Origin of the sequence: Luteimonas sp. MC1895 (assembly GCF_016457215.1) — a bacterium.
GTDB lineage: Bacteria > Pseudomonadota > Gammaproteobacteria > Xanthomonadales > Xanthomonadaceae > Luteimonas.
In genome coordinates, this window is record NZ_JAEMDY010000001.1 from 667231 (window position 1) to 687151 (window position 19921).

The window sequence follows — 19921 nt, forward strand, 5'->3', positions numbered from 1 at the left end:
CGGTCACCCGGCGGCGTCGATGGCGTCGGCCAGGCGCTCGACGCCAACCACCTCCAGGTCCTTGTAGCGACCGGACTTCGGGGCGTTGGCCTTTGGCACGATCGCGCGCAGGAAGCCGTGCGTCGCGGCCTCCTTCAGCCGCTCCTCGCCGTTGGGCACCGGGCGGATCTCGCCGGACAGCCCGACCTCGCCGAAGGCGATGGTCTTGTCGGCCAGCGGCCGGTCCTGCAGCGAGGACAGCACCGACAGCAGCACCGGCAGGTCGGCCGCGGTCTCCTGCACGCGGATGCCGCCGACGACGTTGACGAAGACGTCCTGGTCGCCGGTGGCGATGCCGCCGTGGCGGTGCAGTACGGCCAGCAGCATCGCCAGCCGGTTCTGCTCCAGGCCAACCGCCACCCGGCGCGGGTTGGACAGTGGCGATGAATCGACCAGGGCCTGCACCTCGACCAGCAGCGGCCGCGTGCCTTCGCGGGTGACCATCACGCAGCTTCCGGGCTGGCGCGAGCCGCCCGAGAGGAAGATCGCCGACGGGTTCGGCACCTCCTTCAGGCCCTTGTCGCCCATCGCGAACACGCCCAGCTCGTTGACCGCGCCGAAGCGGTTCTTGAACGCACGCAGCACGCGGAAGCGGCTGCCCGAGTCGCCCTCGAAGTACAGCACCGCGTCGACCATGTGTTCGAGCACGCGCGGACCGGCGATCCCGCCCTCCTTGGTCACGTGGCCGACCAGGAACACCGCGGTGCCGGTCTCCTTGGCGTAGCGCACGAGCCTTGCCGCGCTCTCGCGCACCTGGCTGACCGAGCCCGGGGCGGCGGTCAGCGTCTCGGTCCACAGCGTCTGCACCGAGTCGGCGACGATCAGCCGCGGCCTGAGCTTCGAGGCATGCCCGAGGATGTGCTCGACGCAGGTTTCAGCGAGCGCATTGACCCCGTCCAGCGGCAGGCCGAGCCGGTATCCGCGCCCGGCCACCTGGGCCAGCGACTCCTCGCCGGTCACGTACAGCCCGGGCAGCTCCGCCGACATGCTGGCCACCGCCTGCAGCAGCAGGGTCGACTTGCCGATGCCGGGATCGCCGCCCACCAGCACGACCGCGCCCTCGACCAGGCCGCCGCCCAGCACGCGGTCGAATTCGCCGATGCCGGTGCTCACGCGCACCTCGTCGGCCTGGCGCACGTCCGCCAGCGGCATGACCTTCGGCGCCTCGGCCTTGCCGGCCCAGCCGCCGCGGCGCGCCGGCCCGGCCGCCTTGGCCGAGGCCGCGCTTTCGAGCACGATCTCGGACAGCGTGTCCCAGGCCCCGCAGGCCCCGCACTGGCCCTGCCACTTGCTGAAATCGGCGCCGCATTCGTTGCAGACGTAGGCGGTACGGGCCTTGGCCATGGATCGGGATGCCTCGGGGGAAGTGGCCGGAAGGATAGCCGGCGCCCGTCGCGGGGCGCGAGACGCGGCCCGCGCGGTGTCCGCTGCGTCGGCCTGTTCACGTTTCCAGTCGGGTCACCCGCCGTGTTCGGCGGCATCCGGAGCGCAGGCACGTGATCCTCGATTACCTCGACCCGTCCACGCCCGATGATTTCAACTGCCATGTCTGCGTCATCGGGGCCGGGCCGGCCGGGATCGCCATCGCGTCGGCCTTCGCGCACAGCCGGTTCACGGTCTGCGTGCTGGAAAGCGGCGGACTGGAGAGCGAGCAGGACAGCCAGGCGCTCAATGACGGCGAATCGGTGGGCCCTGCCCTGCTCGACCCCGCGCTGTGCCGGCTGCGCGCCCTGGGCGGCAGCTGCCGGCTCTGGGGCGGCGGCTGCGTGCCCCTGACCCGGCTCGACCTGGAGGCCCGCCCGTGGGTGCCGTCCAGCGGCTGGCCGCTCGATTTCGACGAACTCGTGGCCTGGTGCCGGCGTGCCCGCGACGCCTGCGGCATCGACGCGCGCCACGACATCGGTGACGGTTCATTCGCCAACGCGCGCTTCCTGCACGCCCTTCCGCTGCGCGGCGAACACGCCATCGACCGGGTCTGCATCGAAAGCCCGGTGCTGTTCCAGACCCACTACCGGACCCTGTTCCAGGAGTCCGGCAACATCACCCTGCTGCTGCACGCCAACCTGATGGAGCTGGCCGCCGCACGCGACGCCGGCCGGGTGCAGGCCGCGCGCATCGGCGCGCTCGATGGGCGCCGCGGCGCCGTGCACGCCAGGCACTACGTGCTCGCCGCCGGCGGCATCGAGAACGCACGCCTGCTGCTGGCGTCCGACGGCGTGCACCCGGGCGGGCTCGGCAACCGCCACGACCAGGTCGGGCGCCACTTCATGGACCACCCGCGCTGCGTCGCCGGCCAGGTGGTGGGCGGCGACCTTGCCGCGCTGCTGCGCCCGTACGATCGCGACGGACAGCGCGAAAGCCGCCCGCTCTACCGGGAGCTCGGGCTCGCCGACAGCGCGCAGCGACGCCTGGGCCTGCTCAATGCGCGGGCGCGGCCGATCCCGGTCACCGACGCCGCGCCCGCGGGGCTGCAGGCACTGCGCGAACTGCGCGCGAGCTTCCGTCCACCGGCGCTGGAGGCGGCGAACAAGGTCGATGCCGAGGTGCAGCAGGCACTGGCCAGCGGCATTGCCGGCGCCTCCATGCCGGCCCCGGCACCGCGCAGGAGCAACGGCCGGCGCGCCCGCCTGGCGCTGCGGGTCGGCATGAACGCGAGCGACGTCGCGGGTGCCTTCGCGCGCAGGCTGCGCAAGCGGCCGGTCGACCGCTACAGCCGGGTCGACCTGATGGCCTACTTCGAGCAGGCGCCCAACCCGGACAGCCGGATCACCCTGGGCGAGGCGCGCGACGCGCTGGGCATGCGCAGGGTGCGGGTCGACTGGCGCCTGACCGCGCTCGACCATGCCTCCTACCGGACCAGCGCAGCCCTGCTCGGCGAGGAGGCGGCGCGGTGCTGCGGCGGGCGTTTCGAAGCCTCGCCGTGGGTGCGCGACCCGTCGGTGGAACCCGCCGTGGTCGGGACCGCCCACCACATCGGCACCACGCGCATGGCGAGTCGGCCCGAGGATGGCGTGGTCGATCCGCACTGCAGGGTCCACGGCATGGAGAACCTGCACGTGGCCGGAAGCTCGGTCTTCCCGACCAGCGGCTGGGCCTTCCCGACCTTCACCATCGTCGCGCTCGCGATGCGCCTCGCCGACCGGCTGCGCACCGGGCTGGAGATCGTCGGCCTCTGATGCTTTGACCCCGGCGCCGGGCGCCCCCTACAATACGCGGCCACGCCGGAATAGCTCAGTTGGTAGAGCGGCGCATTCGTAATGCGTAGGTCGTAGGTTCGATTCCTATTTCCGGCACCAGTTGCAGCGATACACCAGAGGGTTGGACGGATCCCGTCCAGCCCTTTGTCGTTCATGGCCGCGCAGGTTCACACGGCCGGTCACGTGCGTCAGTGCGCCCCTACTCCACCAGCTGCAGCCGCAGCTCCTTGGGCAGCGCGAACACCATGCTCTCGGGCTCGCCTGCGAGTTCGCGCACGCCGTCGGCACCCAGCTCGCGCAGCCGCGCCAGCACGCCCTCGACCAGCACGTCCGGCGCCGATGCGCCCGCGGTCACGCCGACGTGGCGGCGGCCCAGCACCCAGCCGGGCTGGATCTCGTCGGCGCCGTCGATCAGGTAGGCCTCCACGCCCTCGCGCTCGGCCAGCTCGCGCAGCCGGTTCGAGTTGGAGCTGTTTGGCGAGCCGACGACCAGCACCAGGTCGCACTCGGCGGCCAGCTCGCGCACCGCGTCCTGGCGGTTCTGGGTGGCGTAGCAGATGTCGTCGTTCTTCGGGCCCTGGATGGCCGGGAAACGCCGGCGCAGGGCCGCGATCACGCTGCGGGTGTCATCGACCGAGAGCGTGGTCTGCGTGGTGTAGGCGAAATTCTCCGGCTGGGCCACCTGCAGCGCCTCGACGTCGGCGACGTCCTCGACCAGGTAGATGCTGCCGCGGCCGCGTTCGCGGTTCCACTGGCCCATCGTGCCTTCGACTTCGGGATGCCCGGCGTGGCCGATCAGCACCACGTCGCGGCCCGCGCGGCAGTGGCGCGCGACCTCGAAGTGCACCTTGGTCACCAGCGGACAGGTGGCATCGAAGACCTTCAGGCCGCGGCGCTCGGCTTCGCTGCGCACGGCCTGCGAGACCCCGTGGGCGCTGAAGATGACCGTGTTGCCGTCCGGCACCTCGTCGAGCTCTTCGACGAAGATCGCGCCGCGCTGCTTGAGGTCGTCGACGACGTAGCGGTTGTGGACGACCTCGTGGCGAACGTAGATCGGTGCGCCCAGGGTCTCGATCGCGCGCTTGACGATCTCGATCGCGCGATCGACGCCGGCGCAGAACCCACGGGGATTGGCGAGCAGGATGTCCATGGCGCCCATTCTACCCGGCGGCGCCTTTACCAGCCCTACGAGCCGGCGGGACCCCTACCGTCCCTCCCTGTAGGAGCGGCCATGGCCGCGATCGGCATCGGGCGCCGCCTGGCCTAGGCAATACGATGGCGCGGGTGGCGATCGCGGCCATGGCCGCTCCTACATCGGCGGGCTGCGGCCGGCTTCCGGCTTCGGCGCCAGCAGGCCGAACAGCGCGATGCCGACGGCACCGCCGACGATCGCGGCGTCGGCGATGTTGAAGGCCGGCCAGTAATGCTCGCGCCAGTGCCACTGGATGAAGTCGATCACGTGGCCATGGACCAGCCGGTCGATGACGTTGCCGATGGCCCCGCCGATCACCAGCGCGAAGGGCAGCGCGGTGCGCCAGTCGGCGCGGGGGGTGCGCGACAGCCACACCGCGAGCAGGCCGCTGATGCCGAAGGCCAGCACGGTGAAGAACCACTTCTGCCAGCCGCCGGCGTCCGACAGGAAGCTGAATGCCGCGCCGGTGTTGTAGGTGCGGTACCAGTTCCAGAAGCCGTCGATCACCGGGATCGCGGTGTACTCGGGCAGGCTCGTCAGCACCCACTGCTTGGTCAGCTGGTCGAGCACCAGGACCAGCAGCGAGAGCAGCAGCCAGGACAGTGCATTGGGCTTGGGCTTCAGAACCACTGGCGATCCTCCCCCGGACCGTCGACGTTGGATGCGCAGCGCGTGCACAGCGCCGGATGCAGGGCCACGGAACCCACGTCGCCACGCCGCTGCCAGCAGCGCACGCACTTGGGCTTGTCCGTCTTCACCGCCGACACCCGGATCGCCTCGGCGCCGTCCTCGGCGACCAGGGCCACGTCGCCGCTGATGAAGAAGAAGCGCAGCTCGTCGACCAGGCCCGACAGCCGGTTCTGGTCCGCCACGCCGCAGGCCAGGGTGATCTCGGCATCGAGCGCGGCGCCGATCTCGCCGCTGGCGCGCATCGGCTCCAGCACCTTCGAGACCTGCTCGCGCAGGCGCAGCAGCTCGTCGAACTCGCGCGCCGACAGTGGCGCGCCATCGGCCAGCGGCTCCAGTCCCTCGTACCAGGTCGCGAACAGCACGTTGTCCTCGCGCTCGCCCGGCAGGTAGGCCCACATCTCGTCGGCGGTGAAGGCCAGGATCGGTGCGATCCAGCGCACGAAGGCCTCGCTGATGCGGTACATCGCCGACTGCGCGCTGCGTCGTCCGCGCGAGTCCTCGCGCATGGTGTACAGGCGGTCCTTGGTGACGTCGAGGTACAGCGAGCCCAGGTCGACGCTGCAGAAGTTCATCAACAGCTGCACCACCTCGGCGAAGTCGTAGCGCGCGCAGGCGTCGGTGATCTTCGCCTGCAGCTCCCAGGCGCGGTGCACGATCCAGCGGTCGAGTGCGAGCATGTCGTCCGCCGCCAGCAGGTGCACCGCGGGGTCGAAGCCGTGCAGGTTGCCGAGCAGGAAGCGCGCGGTGTTGCGGATGCGGCGGTAGGCGTCGGCGTTGCGCTTCAGGATCTCCTTCGACAGCGACATCTCGTTGCTGTAGTCGGCCGAGGCGATCCACAGGCGCAGGATGTCGGCGCCGAGCGTCTTCATGATCTCCTGCGGCTCGATGCCGTTGCCGAGCGACTTCGACATCTTGCGGCCGTGCTCGTCGACGGTGAAACCGTGGGTCAGGCACTGCCGGTACGGCGCCGCCTTGTCGATCGCGATGCCGGTCAGGAGCGACGACTGGAACCAGCCGCGGTGCTGGTCGGAGCCTTCCAGGTAGAGGTCGGCCGGCTTGCCGATGCCGCGCGCGGCCAGCACGCATTCGTGGGTGACGCCGGAGTCGAACCAGACGTCGAGGATGTCGGTGACCTTGTCGTAGTGCGCGGCCTCGTCGCCCAGCAGCTCCGCGGGATCCAGGTCGAACCAGGCGTCGATGCCGCCCTGCTCCACCCGGTCGGCGGCGGCGCGCATCAGTTCGCTGGAGCGCGGATGCGGCTCGCCGGTCTCGCGGTGCACGAACAGCGCGATCGGCACGCCCCAGGTGCGCTGGCGCGAGATGGTCCAGTCCGGACGGCCCTCGACCATGCCGGCGATGCGCGCCTCGCCCCAGCCGGGGAACCACTCGACGCCCTGGATCGCGGCCAGCGCATCGCGACGCAGGCCGGCCTGGTCCATCGAGATGAACCACTGCGGGGTGGCGCGGAAGGCCACCGGCGTGCGGTGGCGCCAGCAGTGCGGATAGCTGTGCTCGAGCTTGGCGTACGCCAGCAGCGCGCCGCTGGCGCGCAGCACTTCGACCAGCGCGTCATTGGCCTTCCAGATGTGCGTGCCGGCCAGTTCGACGCCGTTGGCCGCGGGCGTCGAAGGCAGGTAGACGCCACGGCCATCGAGCGGGTTCATCTGCCCTGCCGTGTAGCGCTCGACCAGGCCGTACTGCTGCGCGGCGGTGAAGTCCTCCTGGCCATGGCCGGGGGCCGTGTGCACGGCGCCCGTGCCGTCGTCGTCGGTGACGTGGCCACCCAGGATCAGCGGGATATCGCGTGCGGCATAGAAGGGATGCGCGAGCAGCATGTGCTCCAGCGCTTCGCCCTTGGCATGGCCATGCACGACCGCCTCGCCTTCGACGCCGTAGCGCGCCAGCGCACGCTCGGCGAGCGACGCGGCCAGCACCAGCCAGCGCGGCGTGTCGCCATGCGCGGGGCCTTCGACGAGCGAATACTCGATGTCCGGGCCCAGCGACACCGCCAGCGACGCGGGCAGCGTCCATGGAGTCGTGGTCCAGATCGGCACCACAACCTCGACGCCATCCGGCAGCACCGCACCGAACGCACGGGCCAGCGCCGCGGCGTCGCGCGCCACGTAGGCCACGTCCACCGCCGGCGACACCTTGTCCTGGTACTCGATCTCGGCCTCGGCCAGCGCCGAGCCGCAGTCGAAGCACCAGTACACCGGCTTGGCGCCGCGCAGCAGGTGCCCGTTGTCGATCACCTTGGCCAGCGCGCGCATCTCGTCGGCCTCGAACTTCGGGTCGAGCGAAAGATAGGGATCGTCCCAGTCGCCGAGCACGCCGAGGCGCTTGAAGTCCTGCTTCTGCAGCGCGATCTGCGACAGCGCGTATTCGCGGCAGGCCTGGCGGAACGCGGCGGCGTCGAGCTTGGCACCGACGCGGCCGTGCTTCTTCTCGATCGCGATCTCGATCGGCAGGCCGTGGCAGTCCCAGCCCGGGATGTAGGGCGCATCGAAACCGGCCACCGTCTTCGAGCGGACGATGATGTCCTTCAGGATCTTGTTGACCGCATGCCCGAGGTGGATCGGACCGTTCGCATAGGGCGGGCCATCGTGCAGCACGAAGCGCGGCCGACCCGCGGCGTGCGTGCGCAGCTGCCGGTAGAGGCCGTCCGCCTCCCAGCGCGCGAGCGTGTCCGGCTCCCGCCTGGGCAGGTCGCCGCGCATCGGGAACGCGGTCTCGGGCAGGAGGATGGTCGGCTTGTAGCGCTGGCTGTCGTCGGTCACGCGGTTGCTCGCTGGGGGGCCTGCATCAGGATGTCGCGTGCCTGCGCGGCATCGCGATCCATCTGCGCGACCAGGGTCGGCAGGTCGGGGTACTTCTCTTCGTCGCGCAGGCGCGCGACGAATTCCACCTCGATGCGGCGACCGTACAGGTCGCCGGAGAAATCGAACAGGTGGGCTTCGAGCAGGGGTTCGAGGCCGCCCACCGTGGGCCGGGTGCCGAAGCTCGACACGGACGGCCAGGGTGCGTCGCCTACGCCGTGCACGCGGGTGGCGTAGATGCCCTGCAGCGCCGGCACCTTGCCGCCGAAGCGCAGGTTGGCCGTGGGGAAGCCCAGCGTGCGGCCGAGCTGGCGCCCGCGCACCACGCGCCCGTTGATGGCGTAGGGGCGGCCCAGCAGGCGCGCGGCGCTGTTGAAATCCCCAGCCAGGAGCGCGGCGCGGATGCGCGTGCTGGACACGCGCTCGCCGTCGAGCTGCACCGGCGCGATCTCGCCCGCGCTGAAGCCCAGGCCTTCGCCCGAGGCGCGCAGGGTCGCCAGGTCGCCGGCGCGCCGGCTGCCGTAGCGGAAGCATGGCCCGACCCAGACCTCGCGTGCACGCAGCCGCCCCGCCAGCACGCGCGCGGCGAACGCGTCCGGGGACATGGCCGCGAAGCGCGCATTGAAGCGCAGCAGGCCGACGAGGTCCGCACCCAGCGCCTGCAGCCCGGCTGCGCGCGCGCGCGGCAGCATCAGGCGGGGCGGCGGGGCGGCAGCCGCGAAGAACTCGCGCGGCAAGGGCTCGAAGCTCAGGGCCACCAGCGGCACGTCAAGCGCGCGTGCGCGCGCCGCGGCGTGGCGCACCAGCGCGCGATGGCCGAGGTGCAGGCCGTCGAAGGCGCCGATGCAGGCCACGCTGCCTTCGGGGCACAGGGGCCCGCCGTCGACGTCGCGGAACAGCTGCTTCATGGGATCCAGTGTGGTGTGGCGCGGCCACCCGTGGCCGCGCGCCCGACCGGGGTCGGCCGCCCAGTATAGCGGCCGCGTCCCTGCACCCGGCTTCAGTGCCGCAGGTGCCGTGGTCGCAGGCCCAGCGCCAGCATCGCCACCCCGTAGGCCAGGGCACCGGCGGCGACCACCGCCAGCAGCAGCGCGGCGCGCAGCAGCAGGCTGTCGATGGCCGTCCAGTCGCCGATCCAGCGGCTGAGCGCGAGCACCGTGGCCGCCATCGCCGCGCAGGCGACCGCCATCCGCAGCCAGAACACGCCCCAACCCGGCTGCAGCCGGGCGAGGCCGGCGCGCTTCAGGTAGCGCCACAGCAGCCAGGCGTTGACGATGCCGGCCAACCCCGTCGCCAGGGCGATCCCGCCGTGGGCCCCGGGCACGTCCCACAGCCACAGCGGCGTGGTGAAGGCGATGGTCATGACGACGTTGGCGATCACCGTGATGATCGCCGCGCGCATCGGGGTCTTCGTGTCCTGGCGGGCATAGAAGGCCGGCGCCAGCACCTTGGTCAGCATGAAGGCCGGGATGCCGATGCTCATCGCCGACAGGCTGAGCGCGGCCATGCGGGTGTCGTGCGGCGTGAAGCGGCCGCCCTGGTAGACGACCGCGGTGAGCGGCTCGGCCAGCAGCAGCAGGCCGACCGCGGCCGGCACGCCCGCCAGCAGCGCCATCCTCAGCGCCCAGTCGAGCGTGACGCCATAGCCCTCGCTGTCCTCGGCGGCGTGCCGGCGCGACAGGTGCGGCAGGATCACCGTGCCGATGGCCACGCCGAACAGGCCCAGCGGAAACTCCACCAGGCGATCGGACAGGTACAGCCAGGTCTGGCTGCCGGTCACCAGCAGCGACGCGAACACCGTGCCCACCAGCAGGTTGAGCTGAGCCACCGAGGACGAGAACAGGGTCGGCACCATCAGCCTGGCGACCCGGCGCACGTCGGGATGGCGGAAGCCGGGCTTGAAGGCCGGCCGCATGCCGAGCCGCCCCAGCGCCGGCCACAGCAGGGCCAGCTGCAGCACGCCCGCCACCAGGACGCCCCAGGCCAGGGCCTTCACCGGCTCGGCGAAGTAGCGCGACCCCCAGACGATGGCGGCGATCATCACCAGGTTGTGCAGCACCGGCGTCACCGCCGGCAGCGCGAAGCGGCCGAAGCTGTTGAGCACCGAGGCCACCAGGGCCATCAGCGAGATGCACACCAGGTAGGGGAAGGTGATGCGGAGCATGTCGGCGATGAGCGCCAGCTTCTCCGGATCGTCGATCGCGCCCGGCGCGAACATGCGCGCCAGCAGCGGCGCGGCCAGCATGCCGACGGCCGCGAACACCAGCACCACGGCCAGCAGCGCGCCGGCCATGGCGTCCAGGAACGCCTTCAGCGCGCGCGGGTCGCCGCGTTCGCGCAGCTCGTTGAAGACCGGCACGAAGGCCATCTGCACCGAGCCCTCGGCGAAGATCCGGCGCAGGTAGTTGGGGATCCGGTAGGCGATGACGAAGGCGTCCATCGCCACCGACACGCCGAAGACGCGCGACTGCAATGCGTCGCGCAGGAAGCCGGCGATGCGCGACAGCAGGGTCATGGCGCTGAACACGGCCGTCGAACGCAACAGGCCGCCGCCCCGCCTGGGGGCATTGGCGGGCGGCGGCGCGGGCGGCGTTCCTGGAGCCGAGCCCGCCGGCGTGGCGGCGGCCGGATCCAGCCCCGCGGCCCCGACCGCGCCGTCCACGCCCTCCCCCTTGGCCCCGCCCTGTACCATTGCACTCACGCCAGCAATCCCATGACCCGGGGATTGTTGACGCAAATCCATGATTCGGCCATACTTTCCTGCTTGTTCGACCCGAATTCCATCTTTACACCGTTTCCAGGATCCCGCCGTGGCCAACATCAAGTCCTCCAAGAAGCGCGCCAAGCAGGCCGTCGTGCGCAACCTGCGCAACAACAGCCAGCGCTCGCAGATGCGCACCGCCGTCAAGAAGGTGCTGAAGGCGCTCGACGCCAATGACGCCGCTGGCGCGCAGGAGGCTTTCAACTCCGCGCAGCCGCTTCTCGACCGGTTCAGCGCCCGTGGCCTGATCCACAAGAACAAGGCCGCCCGCCACAAGAGCCGCCTGGCCGCCCGCATCAAGGCGATCGCCACCGCCGCCTGAGGCAGCACGCCCGCGACACCCGAAAGCCCGGCTCCGGCCGGGCTTTTCGTTTGCGTGGGATTCGGGCTCCGTCCGTGGTACCAGGGCAACAGCTTTGCCACGGATCTGCGCGGATCAAGAGCCCATTTACACGGATAGAGCCAAGGCTCTTCAGCCGGGGATCGCGCGAAGCAGTGATGCGCGCAATCTTGCGGGGAGTGGGGCGGCTGATAAAGAAGGCTTTTGCCTTATCCGTGCAAATGGGCTCTTGATCCGCGCAGATCCGTGGCAAAAGCCTTTGTCGTTCAGCCCGCCACGGGCCCCTCGGCCGCCGCATGGGCGGCATCTGCGGCGTCGCGGGACTGTTCGTCGAGGAAGGCCTGGATCTTCAGCATCACGTCGCGGGTGCCTTCGCGGGCAAGGCCGGAGACGATGAACCAGGGGGCGGTCCAGCCCAGGGTGGCCACCACGCGCTCGGCGTGGGCGCGGGCGTCATCGGCCGGCAGCAGGTCGGCCTTGTTGAACAGCAGCCAGCGCGGCTTGTCCATCAGGCCGGCGTCGAACTTCGCCAGCTCCTGCTCGATCGCGCGCACCTGGTCGGCGGCATCGGAGCCGTCCAGCGGCTCGACTTCCACCAGGTGCAGCAGCAGGTGGGTGCGCTGGATGTGGCGCAGGAACAGCGCGCCCAGGCCGGCGCCGTCGGCAGCGCCCTCGATCAGGCCGGGGATGTCGGCGATCACGAAGCTGCGCGCCGGCTCCACGCTGACCACGCCCAGGTTCGGGTAGAGCGTGGTGAACGGGTAATCGGCCACCTTCGGCGTCGCCGCGGAGACGGCGCGGATCAGGGTGGACTTGCCGGCGTTGGGGAAGCCGAGCAGGCCGACGTCGGCCAGCAGCTTCAGCTCCAGGCGCAGCTCGCGCTGTTCGCCCTCGGCGCCCGGCGTGGCCTTGCGCGGGGCCCGGTTGACCGAGCTCTTGAAATGCATGTTGCCCAGGCCGCCCTCGCCGCCGCGGGCCACCAGCAGGCGATCGCCGTCGCCCACCAGGTCGCCGATCACCTCCTCGGTGTCGACGTTGAGGACCTGGGTGCCCACCGGGACCATGATCACCACGTCGTCGCCGCCCTTGCCGTAGCGCTGCTGGCCCATGCCGTCCTGGCCACGCTGCGCGCGGAACAGCTTCTGGTGGCGGAAATCGACCAGGGTGTTGAGGTTGCGCGTCGCCTCCAGCCACACGTCGCCGCCGTTGCCGCCGTCACCGCCGTCCGGGCCGCCGAGGGGAATGTACTTCTCGCGCCGGAAGCCGACGCAGCCGTTGCCGCCATTGCCGGCGATCACGGTGATTTCGGCTTCGTCTACGAGTTTCATGGGGTCGGCTGCCGGATCTGATGGGATGGACGGGGCTCCGCGAAGGATGCCCGGAAACGAAAAGCCCCGCCGGAGCGGGGCCCTTCACGGAACGTGTCGCGAGGCTCAGGCCTCGGCGATCACGTTCACGGTGCGGCGCTTCTTCGGACCCTTGGTCGTGAACTCGACCTTGCCGTCGATCAGCGCGAATAGGGTGTGGTCGCGGCCGAGGCCGACGCCCGAACCCGGGTGGAACTGGGTGCCGCGCTGGCGGACGATGATGTTGCCGGCGTCGATCGCCTGGCCACCGTACATCTTCACGCCGAGGTACTTCGGATTGGAGTCGCGACCGTTGCGCGAGGAACCTACGCCCTTTTTATGTGCCATGGCTGCGTCTCCTTACTTCTTGTCGCCGGAATCAGCGATCCCGGTGATCTCGATTTCGGTGTAGTGCTGCCGGTGGCCCATCTGCTTGCGATGGTGCTTGCGGCGGCGGAACTTCACGATGCGCACCTTGTCGGCGCGGCCGTGGGCCTTGACGGTGGCGGTGACGGTGGCGCCCTTGAGCGCGTCACCGAGCTTGATGCCATCGGAATCACCGAGCATGAGCACGTTGTCGAACGTGATCTCCTTGCCCGCTTCGACGTCCAGCAGCTCCACGCGCAGGGTCTCACCCTGCATCACGCGGTACTGCTTGCCGCCCGTTACCAGGACTGCGTACATGACCAGACTTCCTCTGTAGTTATTGTGGTCGCCTGCCGCCATCGAGGGCGGACAGGAGCGGAATTGTAGAGGAATCGGCAATTTGCGGTCAAACCTCGCTGAATGGCCGCTATACGGTTGCGCTTCCCGGGCGGCTTCCGGTAGGTTCGGGTTGTCGGACGGGTACAGGGGCCCATCCGCTGCACAACCAGCTGTCAGGCACCCGATGCCGGCGCCGTGGTAAGCGCCGCAAAGGCTGCGATCGCCTACCGGAGATCCTCTGTACGTGCTCAGCCTGAACCACCCGGGTACCCGTTCCAGCCTTCGCGGCCGCCCCGCGGCGTGCGGACGCACGCGTCCCGCAAACCCGATTCACCGCCCCCGGATCCTCCGCGATCCGCCGGCCCCCGCAGCGCAGCGCGCCGCGTTTCCACCTGCACGTCCACAGGCCGCAGCCCCAGGGGCTGCGCCATGGGCGTGCGTACAGCTTCCACTGGAGTAGCACGAGCCACGACGTGGATGGGGCCGACCGCCAAGCGCGTTCGGATCGACGAAAGGAGAGAGGAACGAAATGACAAGCACGACTCGGAGCAACACAACGACCGCACTGGCAGTGGCGATCACCGCCGCCCTGTTCGCGGCGCCCGCCTACTCGGCCATGCGCACGCCAGCGGCCGGCAAGATCGCCCAGATGCAGAAGGCGGTGGCCAAGCAGCCGGTCTTTTCCAAGCCCGCGCAGGCCTATGGCACCAACCTGAAGGCCCCCGCCGACACGCACTACGACAGCTTCCTGGTGAGCTTCCACAAGGGCGCGAAGCCCGCCGCGGACATGCAGCGCCAGCTCGACGCGATCGGCAAGGCGCTCGGTGCCCGCATCACCATCGAGCGGACCACCGGCACCGGCGCCCAGCTGATCCGCACCAACCGGGATATCGACGTCGTCGAGCGCAGGCAGCTCGAAGTCGCGCTGATGAAGCACCCGTCCGTCCGGGCGGTCGAGCCGAACGGCCGCCTGTACCGCGCGTTCGAACCCAATGATCCGATGTTCGCGCAGCAGTGGCATTACAAGGGCGGCGGCATGGGCATCAATGCCACCGAAGCCTGGGACACCGCCGACGGCAGCGGCTACATCGTCGCCGTGCTCGATACCGGCGAGCTCGAGCACGAAGACCTCACCGGCCAGTTCGTCGCGGGCTACGACTTCATCTCCGATCCCGCCAACGCGCGCGACGGCGACGGTCGCGACGCCGACCCGACCGATACCGGCGACTGGGACGACAAGTACGACAGCAGCTGGCACGGCACCCACGTCGCCGGCACCGTCGCCGCGCTGACCAACAACAGCCTCGGCGTCGCCGGCGTCGCACACGGCGCCAAGGTCCAGCACGTGCGCGTCCTGGGCAACGCCGGCGGCTCGTTCGCAGACATCAACGACGCCATCGTCTGGGCCTCGGGCGGCACCGTCCCGGGCGTGCCGGCCAACGCCACCCCGGCGCACATCATCAACCTGAGCCTGGGTGGCTCGACCGTCTGCCCGACGGCCATGCAGGACGCGATCGACCTCGCGATCGCCAATGGCACCACCGTGATCGCGGCGGCCGGCAACTCCAGTTCCGACGTGGCGAACTTCAGCCCCGCGGGCTGCGACGGCGTGATCGCCGTTGCCGGCACCGGCCCGAACAACACCAAGTACGCCAGCACCAACTACGGCTCCGGCATCAGCGTCGCGGCCCCGGCCGGCAGTGGCGTCATGCCCGCGACCAACCAGGTGCTGTCGACCCTCAACACCGGTCTCGAAGGCCCGGAGGACGACTCGTATGCGTGGTACGCCGGCACCTCGATGGCGGCCCCGCACGTGGCCGGCACCGCCGCGCTGATGATGGAAGCCGCCGGCGAACACCTGCCGCCGGACGAGGTCGAGACCATGCTGCGCAACACCGGGTATGACGCCAACGGCCTCGTCACCGGCTGCAGCACCGCGTCCCTGTGGTGCGCCAGCCTGATCGACGCGGGTCGCGCGGTGGCCGTGGCCGATGGCACCGAGGAGCTGCCGGACGATCCGCCGGAGCCGCCGCCGCCGCCGCCGCCGGTCGAGCTCGAGAACGGGGTCACGGTGAACGCCGGGCCGATGGGTGCGGGCGAGGACCGCTTCTACACCCTGGAAGTTCCGGAAGACATGGGCAGCCTGGTGTTCACCATGGCACCGGGCACCGGCGATTCGGACCTGTATGTCCGCTTCGGTGCGGCTCCGACCGATGCGCTCTACGACTGCCGCCCGTACACCGGTGGCGCGGTGGCCGAGACCTGCACCATCGACAACCCCGAGGCCGGCACCTGGCACGTCCGCGTCGATGCCTACAGCGCATCCGACAACTGGACGCTTACCGGTACCTACGACGAGGACGGTCCGCCGCCCCCGCCGCCGCCGCCGCCGACCGGCGAGCTGGAGAATGGCGTCACGGTCAGTGGTCTGAGCGTCGGCACCGGCGAGCAGCTGCTGTACTTCATCGACGTGCCGGAAGGCGCGACCGACCTGAACGTGCAGCTTGCGGGTGCGGCCGGCGGTGACGCCGACCTGTACGTCCGCCGCAACGAGGTTCCGACCAACACGCTGTACGACTGCCGTTCGTGGAACACCGGGAACAACGAGAACTGCGCGTTCCCGACCCCGCAGGCCGGCCAGTGGTATGTCCGCGTCCACGGCTATGCCGCGGCGTCCGGGCTGTCGCTGACCGCCAGCTACGTCGGCGGTCCGGGCGGTGGCGTGGCTCCGGACGACCTCACGGCCCGCTATGTGTTCGTCCTGCGCGGCCAGCGCGTCCGCGTTCCCCTGACCTGGTCGGGTGGCGAGGGTGAGCAGGTCGACGTGGTGTTCAACGGCGAGGTGGCCGCCACGGTCGCCAACAACGGCGAACTCATGCACACCTTCAACGCGGGCGCCGTCGGCCCCGGCAGCGCGACCTACCAGGTCTGCAACGCCGGCACCGATGAATGCTCCGCCGAGATCACGGTGAACTACACCGCGCGTCGCTGATCCCGGACGCAAGGCGCAACACGAGGGGCCCGGTTCGCCGGGCCCCTTTCTTTTGCCGCTTCTCCCAGGTCCTGGCATTGCGCGTCGGCCGATTCCGGCACGCTGTCCGGCGGGATGCTTGGCGGTGCTGGGGTGCGAAGCCTGCTGCCGGGGCCAGCGCGCGGCTCCCGCTCTTGTTCTTGCTCCGGTCGCCCGCGGCCTGCAACGCTTTGGCGCGTGGCCTGCTGACGGGAAGTCAAGGAGGAGATGCCGGCCCGGCGGGCCGGCGTCGGGGGACATGAGCGGCAGCAGGCCATGCGTCAAAGCGCCGCGGCGATGCACCGGGCGCGGCGCCCGAGCTGGAAATCCCCGCGATTGCCCCCATCAAGGGGGCTCGGTAGGCTGGTCGATCGCCCTCCGCTCCCCTTACCCGACCCCGGACCCCACCCGCATGGCGCTGGACCTCATCCGCATCCGCGGAGCCCGTACGCACAACCTGAAGGACATCAGCCTCGACCTGCCCCGCGACAAGCTGATCGTGGTCACGGGCCTGTCCGGTTCCGGCAAGTCGTCGCTGGCCTTCGACACCATCTATGCCGAGGGCCAGCGCCGCTACGTCGAATCCCTGTCGGCCTATGCGCGCCAGTTCCTGAGCGTGATGGACAAGCCCGACGTCGACCACATCGAAGGCCTGTCGCCGGCGATCGCGATCGAGCAGAAATCGACCTCGCACAACCCGCGCTCCACGGTCGGCACGATCACCGAGGTCTACGACTACCTGCGCCTGCTGTACGCCCGCGTGGGCCAGCCGCGCTGTCCCGACCACCACTACCCGCTCGAGGCGCAGACCGTCAGCCAGATGGTCGACCAGGTCATGGCGCTGGCCGCCGACCCGGCCCACGCCGAGCGGCGCTGGATGCTGCTGGCGCCCGTGGTGCGCGAGCGCAAGGGCGAGCACGCCCAGGTGTTCGAGCAGCTGCGCGCCCAGGGCTACGTGCGCGTGCGCGTCGACGGCGCGGTGTACGAGATCGATGCGGTGCCGCCGCTCGCGCTGCGCCAGAAGCACACCATCGAGGCGGTGATCGACCGCTTCCGCGTGCGCGAGGACATGCAGCAGCGTCTGGCGGAGTCCTTCGAGACGGCGCTGAAGCTGGGCGACGGCATGGCCGAGGTGCGGGCGCTCGAGGATGCCGCGGTCGAGCCGCTGCTGTTCTCGTCGCGCTACAGCTGCCCGGTCTGCGACTACGCCCTGCCCGAGCTCGAGCCGCGGCTGTTCTCGTTCAACGCGCCCGCCGGCGCCTGTCCCACCTGCGACGGCCTGGGCGTGAGCCAGTTCTTCGATCCGGGACGCGTGGTGGTGCATCCCGAGCAGTCGCTGGCCGCGGGCGCGGTGCGCGGCTGGGACCGGCGCAACCATTACTACTTCCAGCTCATCGCCTCGCTCGCGAAGCACTACGGCTTCAGCGTCGACACCCGCTGGCAGGAGCTGCCCGAGGACGTGCGCCAGGCGGTGCTGTTCGGCAGCGGCAACGAGGCCATCGGCTTCACCTACATGACCGAGGGCGGCGTGCGCAGCAAGCGTCGCCACCGCTTCGAAGGCATCGTCCCGAACCTCGAGCGCCGCTACCGCGAGACCGAATCGGCCGCCGTGCGCGAGGAGCTCGCCAAGTACATCAGCGAACAACCCTGCCCCGACTGCGAAGGCGCGCGCCTGAACCGTTCGGCGCGGAACGTCTTCGTCGCCGAACGCGCGATGCCGTCGATCGTGGTGCTGCCGATCGGCGAGGCGCTGGCGTTCTTCCGCCAGCTGGAACTGCCCGGCTGGCGCGGCGAAGTGGCCGAGCGCATCGTCAAGGAAATCCGCGAGCGGCTCGGCTTCCTGGTCGATGTCGGCCTCGACTACCTGACGCTCGAGCGCAAGGCCGATTCGCTCTCGGGCGGAGAGGCCCAGCGCATCCGCCTGGCCAGCCAGATCGGCGCCGGCCTGGTCGGCGTGATGTACGTCCTCGACGAGCCCTCGATCGGCCTGCACCAGCGCGACAACGAACGCCTGCTGGGCACGCTGACGCGCCTGCGCGACCTCGGCAACACGGTGATCGTGGTCGAGCACGACGAGGACGCGATCCGCTTGGCCGACCACATCGTCGACATCGGACCCGGCGCCGGCGTGCACGGCGGCGAGGTGGTCGCCCAGGGCAGCTACGCCGACGTGCTGGCCGCGCCGCGCTCGCTGACCGGCCAGTACCTGTCCGGCACGCGCCGCATCGAGGTTCCCGCCACGCGCCACGCGCCGAATCCGAAGCTGGCCCTGCGCCTGCTGGGGGCCAGCGGCAACAACCTCAAGGACGTCGACCTGGTGATCCCGCACGGGCTGTTCACCGTGGTCACCGGGGTTTCGGGCTCGGGCAAGTCGACCCTGATCAACGACACCCTGTACGCGCTGGCCGCGAACGAGATCAACGGCGCCTCGCACAAGCCGGCGCCGTTCCGCACGGTCGAGGGCCTGGACCTGTTCGACAAGGTGGTCGACATCGACCAGTCGCCGATCGGGCGCACGCCGCGCTCCAATCCGGCGACCTACACCGGGCTGTTCACGCCGCTGCGCGAGCTGTTCGCGCAGGTGCCCGAGGCGCGCGCGCGCGGCTACGGCCCGGGGCGCTTCAGCTTCAACGTGCGCGGCGGCCGCTGCGAGGCCTGCCAGGGCGACGGCCTGCTCAAGGTCGAGATGCACTTCCTGCCCGACATCTACGTGCCCTGCGACGTCTGCGGCGGCAAGCGCTACAACCGCGAAACGCTCGAGATCCGCTACAAGGGCCTGAACATCCACGAGGTGCTCGAGCTGACCGTCGAGGCGGCGCTGGACCTGTTCCACACGGTGCCGACGCTCGCGCGCAAGCTGGAGACGCTGGCCGACGTCGGCCTGGGCTATATCCGCCTGGGGCAGTCGGCGACCACGCTGTCGGGCGGCGAGGCGCAGCGCGTCAAGCTGTCGAAGGAGCTCTCGCGCCGCGACACCGGGCGCACGCTGTACATCCTCGACGAGCCGACCACCGGCCTGCACTTCCACGACATCGACCACCTGCTGGGCGTGCTGCACAAGCTGCGCGACGACGGCAACACCGTGGTGGTGATCGAACACAACCTGGACGTGATCAAGACCGCCGACCACGTCATCGACCTGGGCCCCGACGGCGGGCACCGCGGTGGCGAGATCATCGCCCAGGGCACGCCGGAGGAGGTCGCCGCCATGCCGCAGTCGCATACCGGCCGCTTCCTCGCCAAGCTGCTCGAGGAACACGCCGCGCGCGCCACCGTGCCCACCATCGCCGAGCCGGCGAAGCCGCGTGCGCGCGGCAAGACCGGCATCCCCACGCGCCGCCGCAAGGCCCGGGACATCTCATGAGCCACGAACCCGACAAGCATGCCCCCGACAAGCACGCCCCCGCCCAGCGCGCCCCCGCCGAGCATGGCGCCCTCCTCCACCGCATGCCGATCGAGCTCCGCTGGCGCGACCTGGACGCCTTCAACCACGTCAACAACTCCAACTTCATGACCTACCTGGAGGAGGCCCGGATCCGCTGGTTCGAATCGCTGGGCGAGGACTGGGTGACCGACGAAACCGCGCCGCTGCTTGCCGCGGTGCAGATGAACTACCGGCAGCCGATCCCGTATCCGGGCTCGATCGTGGTCGAACTGACCGCCGACCGGGTCGGCACCAGCAGCGTCACCATCGGCCACCGCATCACCGGCGCCGACGGCGGCACCCTGCACGCCGACGGCCACGTGGTGATGGTCTGGGTCGATCGCCGCACCGGCCGGCCCACCGCCCTGCCGGGGGCGGTCAGGCGGGTCGCCGGGGGCTGA

Annotated in this window: 14 protein-coding genes and 1 tRNA gene; 6 read left to right on the forward strand and 9 right to left on the reverse strand. The window is 70.5% G+C overall.

Features of this window, described 5'->3' with window-relative positions:
* Positions 1-3: 3 nt before the first annotated feature.
* Complete coding sequence (radA, locus tag JG616_RS02925; protein WP_199391625.1) at positions 4-1383, reverse strand: DNA repair protein RadA; 1380 nt, start codon at positions 1381-1383, stop codon at positions 4-6.
* A 152-nt stretch (positions 1384-1535) separates the two neighbouring features.
* Here radA and JG616_RS02930 point away from each other — a divergent pair, with 152 nt between their 5' ends.
* Both JG616_RS02930 and JG616_RS02935 read left to right on the forward strand, forming a co-directional pair.
* Complete coding sequence (locus tag JG616_RS02930; protein WP_343224966.1) at positions 1536-3215, forward strand: GMC family oxidoreductase; 1680 nt, start codon at positions 1536-1538, stop codon at positions 3213-3215.
* 44 nt (positions 3216-3259) lie between these two features.
* Positions 3260-3335: transfer RNA gene (locus JG616_RS02935), tRNA-Thr, on the forward strand.
* A 100-nt stretch (positions 3336-3435) separates the two neighbouring features.
* On the opposite strand, the gene ispH is transcribed toward JG616_RS02935, so the two are convergent.
* The 5 genes from ispH to murJ all read right to left on the reverse strand — a co-directional run bounded on the left by ispH (position 3436) and on the right by murJ (position 10626).
* Positions 3436-4386, reverse strand: coding sequence for a 4-hydroxy-3-methylbut-2-enyl diphosphate reductase (gene ispH / locus JG616_RS02940; protein ID WP_199361267.1), 951 nt, complete (start codon positions 4384-4386; stop codon positions 3436-3438).
* A gap of 159 nt (positions 4387-4545) precedes the next feature.
* Positions 4546-5058 (reverse strand): signal peptidase II, encoded by a 513-nt coding sequence (gene lspA, locus JG616_RS02945; protein WP_199361265.1) that lies wholly within the window; start codon positions 5056-5058, stop codon positions 4546-4548.
* Positions 5049-7835, reverse strand: a complete 2787-nt coding sequence (ileS, locus tag JG616_RS02950) for an isoleucine--tRNA ligase (RefSeq protein ID WP_234446629.1) — start codon at positions 7833-7835, stop codon at positions 5049-5051. The genes lspA and ileS overlap by 10 nt, the downstream gene beginning before the upstream one ends.
* Before the next feature lie 56 nt (positions 7836-7891).
* Positions 7892-8842, reverse strand: a complete 951-nt coding sequence (locus JG616_RS13585; RefSeq protein WP_235972855.1) for a bifunctional riboflavin kinase/FAD synthetase — start codon at positions 8840-8842, stop codon at positions 7892-7894.
* A gap of 92 nt (positions 8843-8934) precedes the next feature.
* Positions 8935-10626, reverse strand: coding sequence for a murein biosynthesis integral membrane protein MurJ (murJ, locus tag JG616_RS02955; protein WP_199361654.1), 1692 nt, complete (start codon positions 10624-10626; stop codon positions 8935-8937).
* A gap of 118 nt (positions 10627-10744) precedes the next feature.
* On the opposite strand from murJ, the gene rpsT reads away from it, so the two are divergent.
* Positions 10745-11017 carry a 30S ribosomal protein S20 gene (gene rpsT / locus JG616_RS13590; RefSeq protein ID WP_199361258.1) on the forward strand — a complete coding sequence of 91 codons (273 nt, stop codon included), beginning with the start codon at positions 10745-10747 and terminating at the stop codon, positions 11015-11017.
* A 284-nt stretch (positions 11018-11301) separates the two neighbouring features.
* On the opposite strand, the gene cgtA is transcribed toward rpsT, so the two are convergent.
* From cgtA to rplU, 3 genes are all read right to left on the reverse strand, one after another.
* Positions 11302-12363, reverse strand: a complete 1062-nt coding sequence (cgtA, locus tag JG616_RS02965) for an Obg family GTPase CgtA (protein WP_199391627.1) — start codon at positions 12361-12363, stop codon at positions 11302-11304.
* A gap of 105 nt (positions 12364-12468) precedes the next feature.
* Positions 12469-12729 (reverse strand): 50S ribosomal protein L27, encoded by a 261-nt coding sequence (rpmA, locus tag JG616_RS02970; protein ID WP_199361254.1) that lies wholly within the window; start codon positions 12727-12729, stop codon positions 12469-12471.
* Positions 12730-12741: 12 nt separating this feature from the next.
* Entirely contained in the window at positions 12742-13065 is a 324-nt protein-coding gene (rplU, locus tag JG616_RS02975) for a 50S ribosomal protein L21 (RefSeq protein ID WP_199361252.1), read from the reverse strand.
* 592 nt (positions 13066-13657) lie between these two features.
* Between rplU and JG616_RS02980 the strand changes: the two genes are divergently transcribed.
* The 3 genes from JG616_RS02980 to JG616_RS02990 all read left to right on the forward strand — a co-directional run bounded on the left by JG616_RS02980 (position 13658) and on the right by JG616_RS02990 (position 19921).
* Positions 13658-16078: a S8 family serine peptidase gene (locus JG616_RS02980; protein ID WP_199391628.1), complete on the forward strand. Its 2421-nt coding sequence runs from the start codon at positions 13658-13660 to the stop codon at positions 16076-16078.
* A gap of 430 nt (positions 16079-16508) precedes the next feature.
* The gene (uvrA, locus tag JG616_RS02985; protein ID WP_199391629.1) at positions 16509-19460 is read left to right on the forward strand and encodes an excinuclease ABC subunit UvrA; all 2952 of its coding nucleotides are present in this window, start codon (positions 16509-16511) and stop codon (positions 19458-19460) included.
* Complete coding sequence (locus JG616_RS02990; protein WP_199391630.1) at positions 19457-19921, forward strand: thioesterase family protein; 465 nt, start codon at positions 19457-19459, stop codon at positions 19919-19921. The genes uvrA and JG616_RS02990 overlap by 4 nt, the downstream gene beginning before the upstream one ends.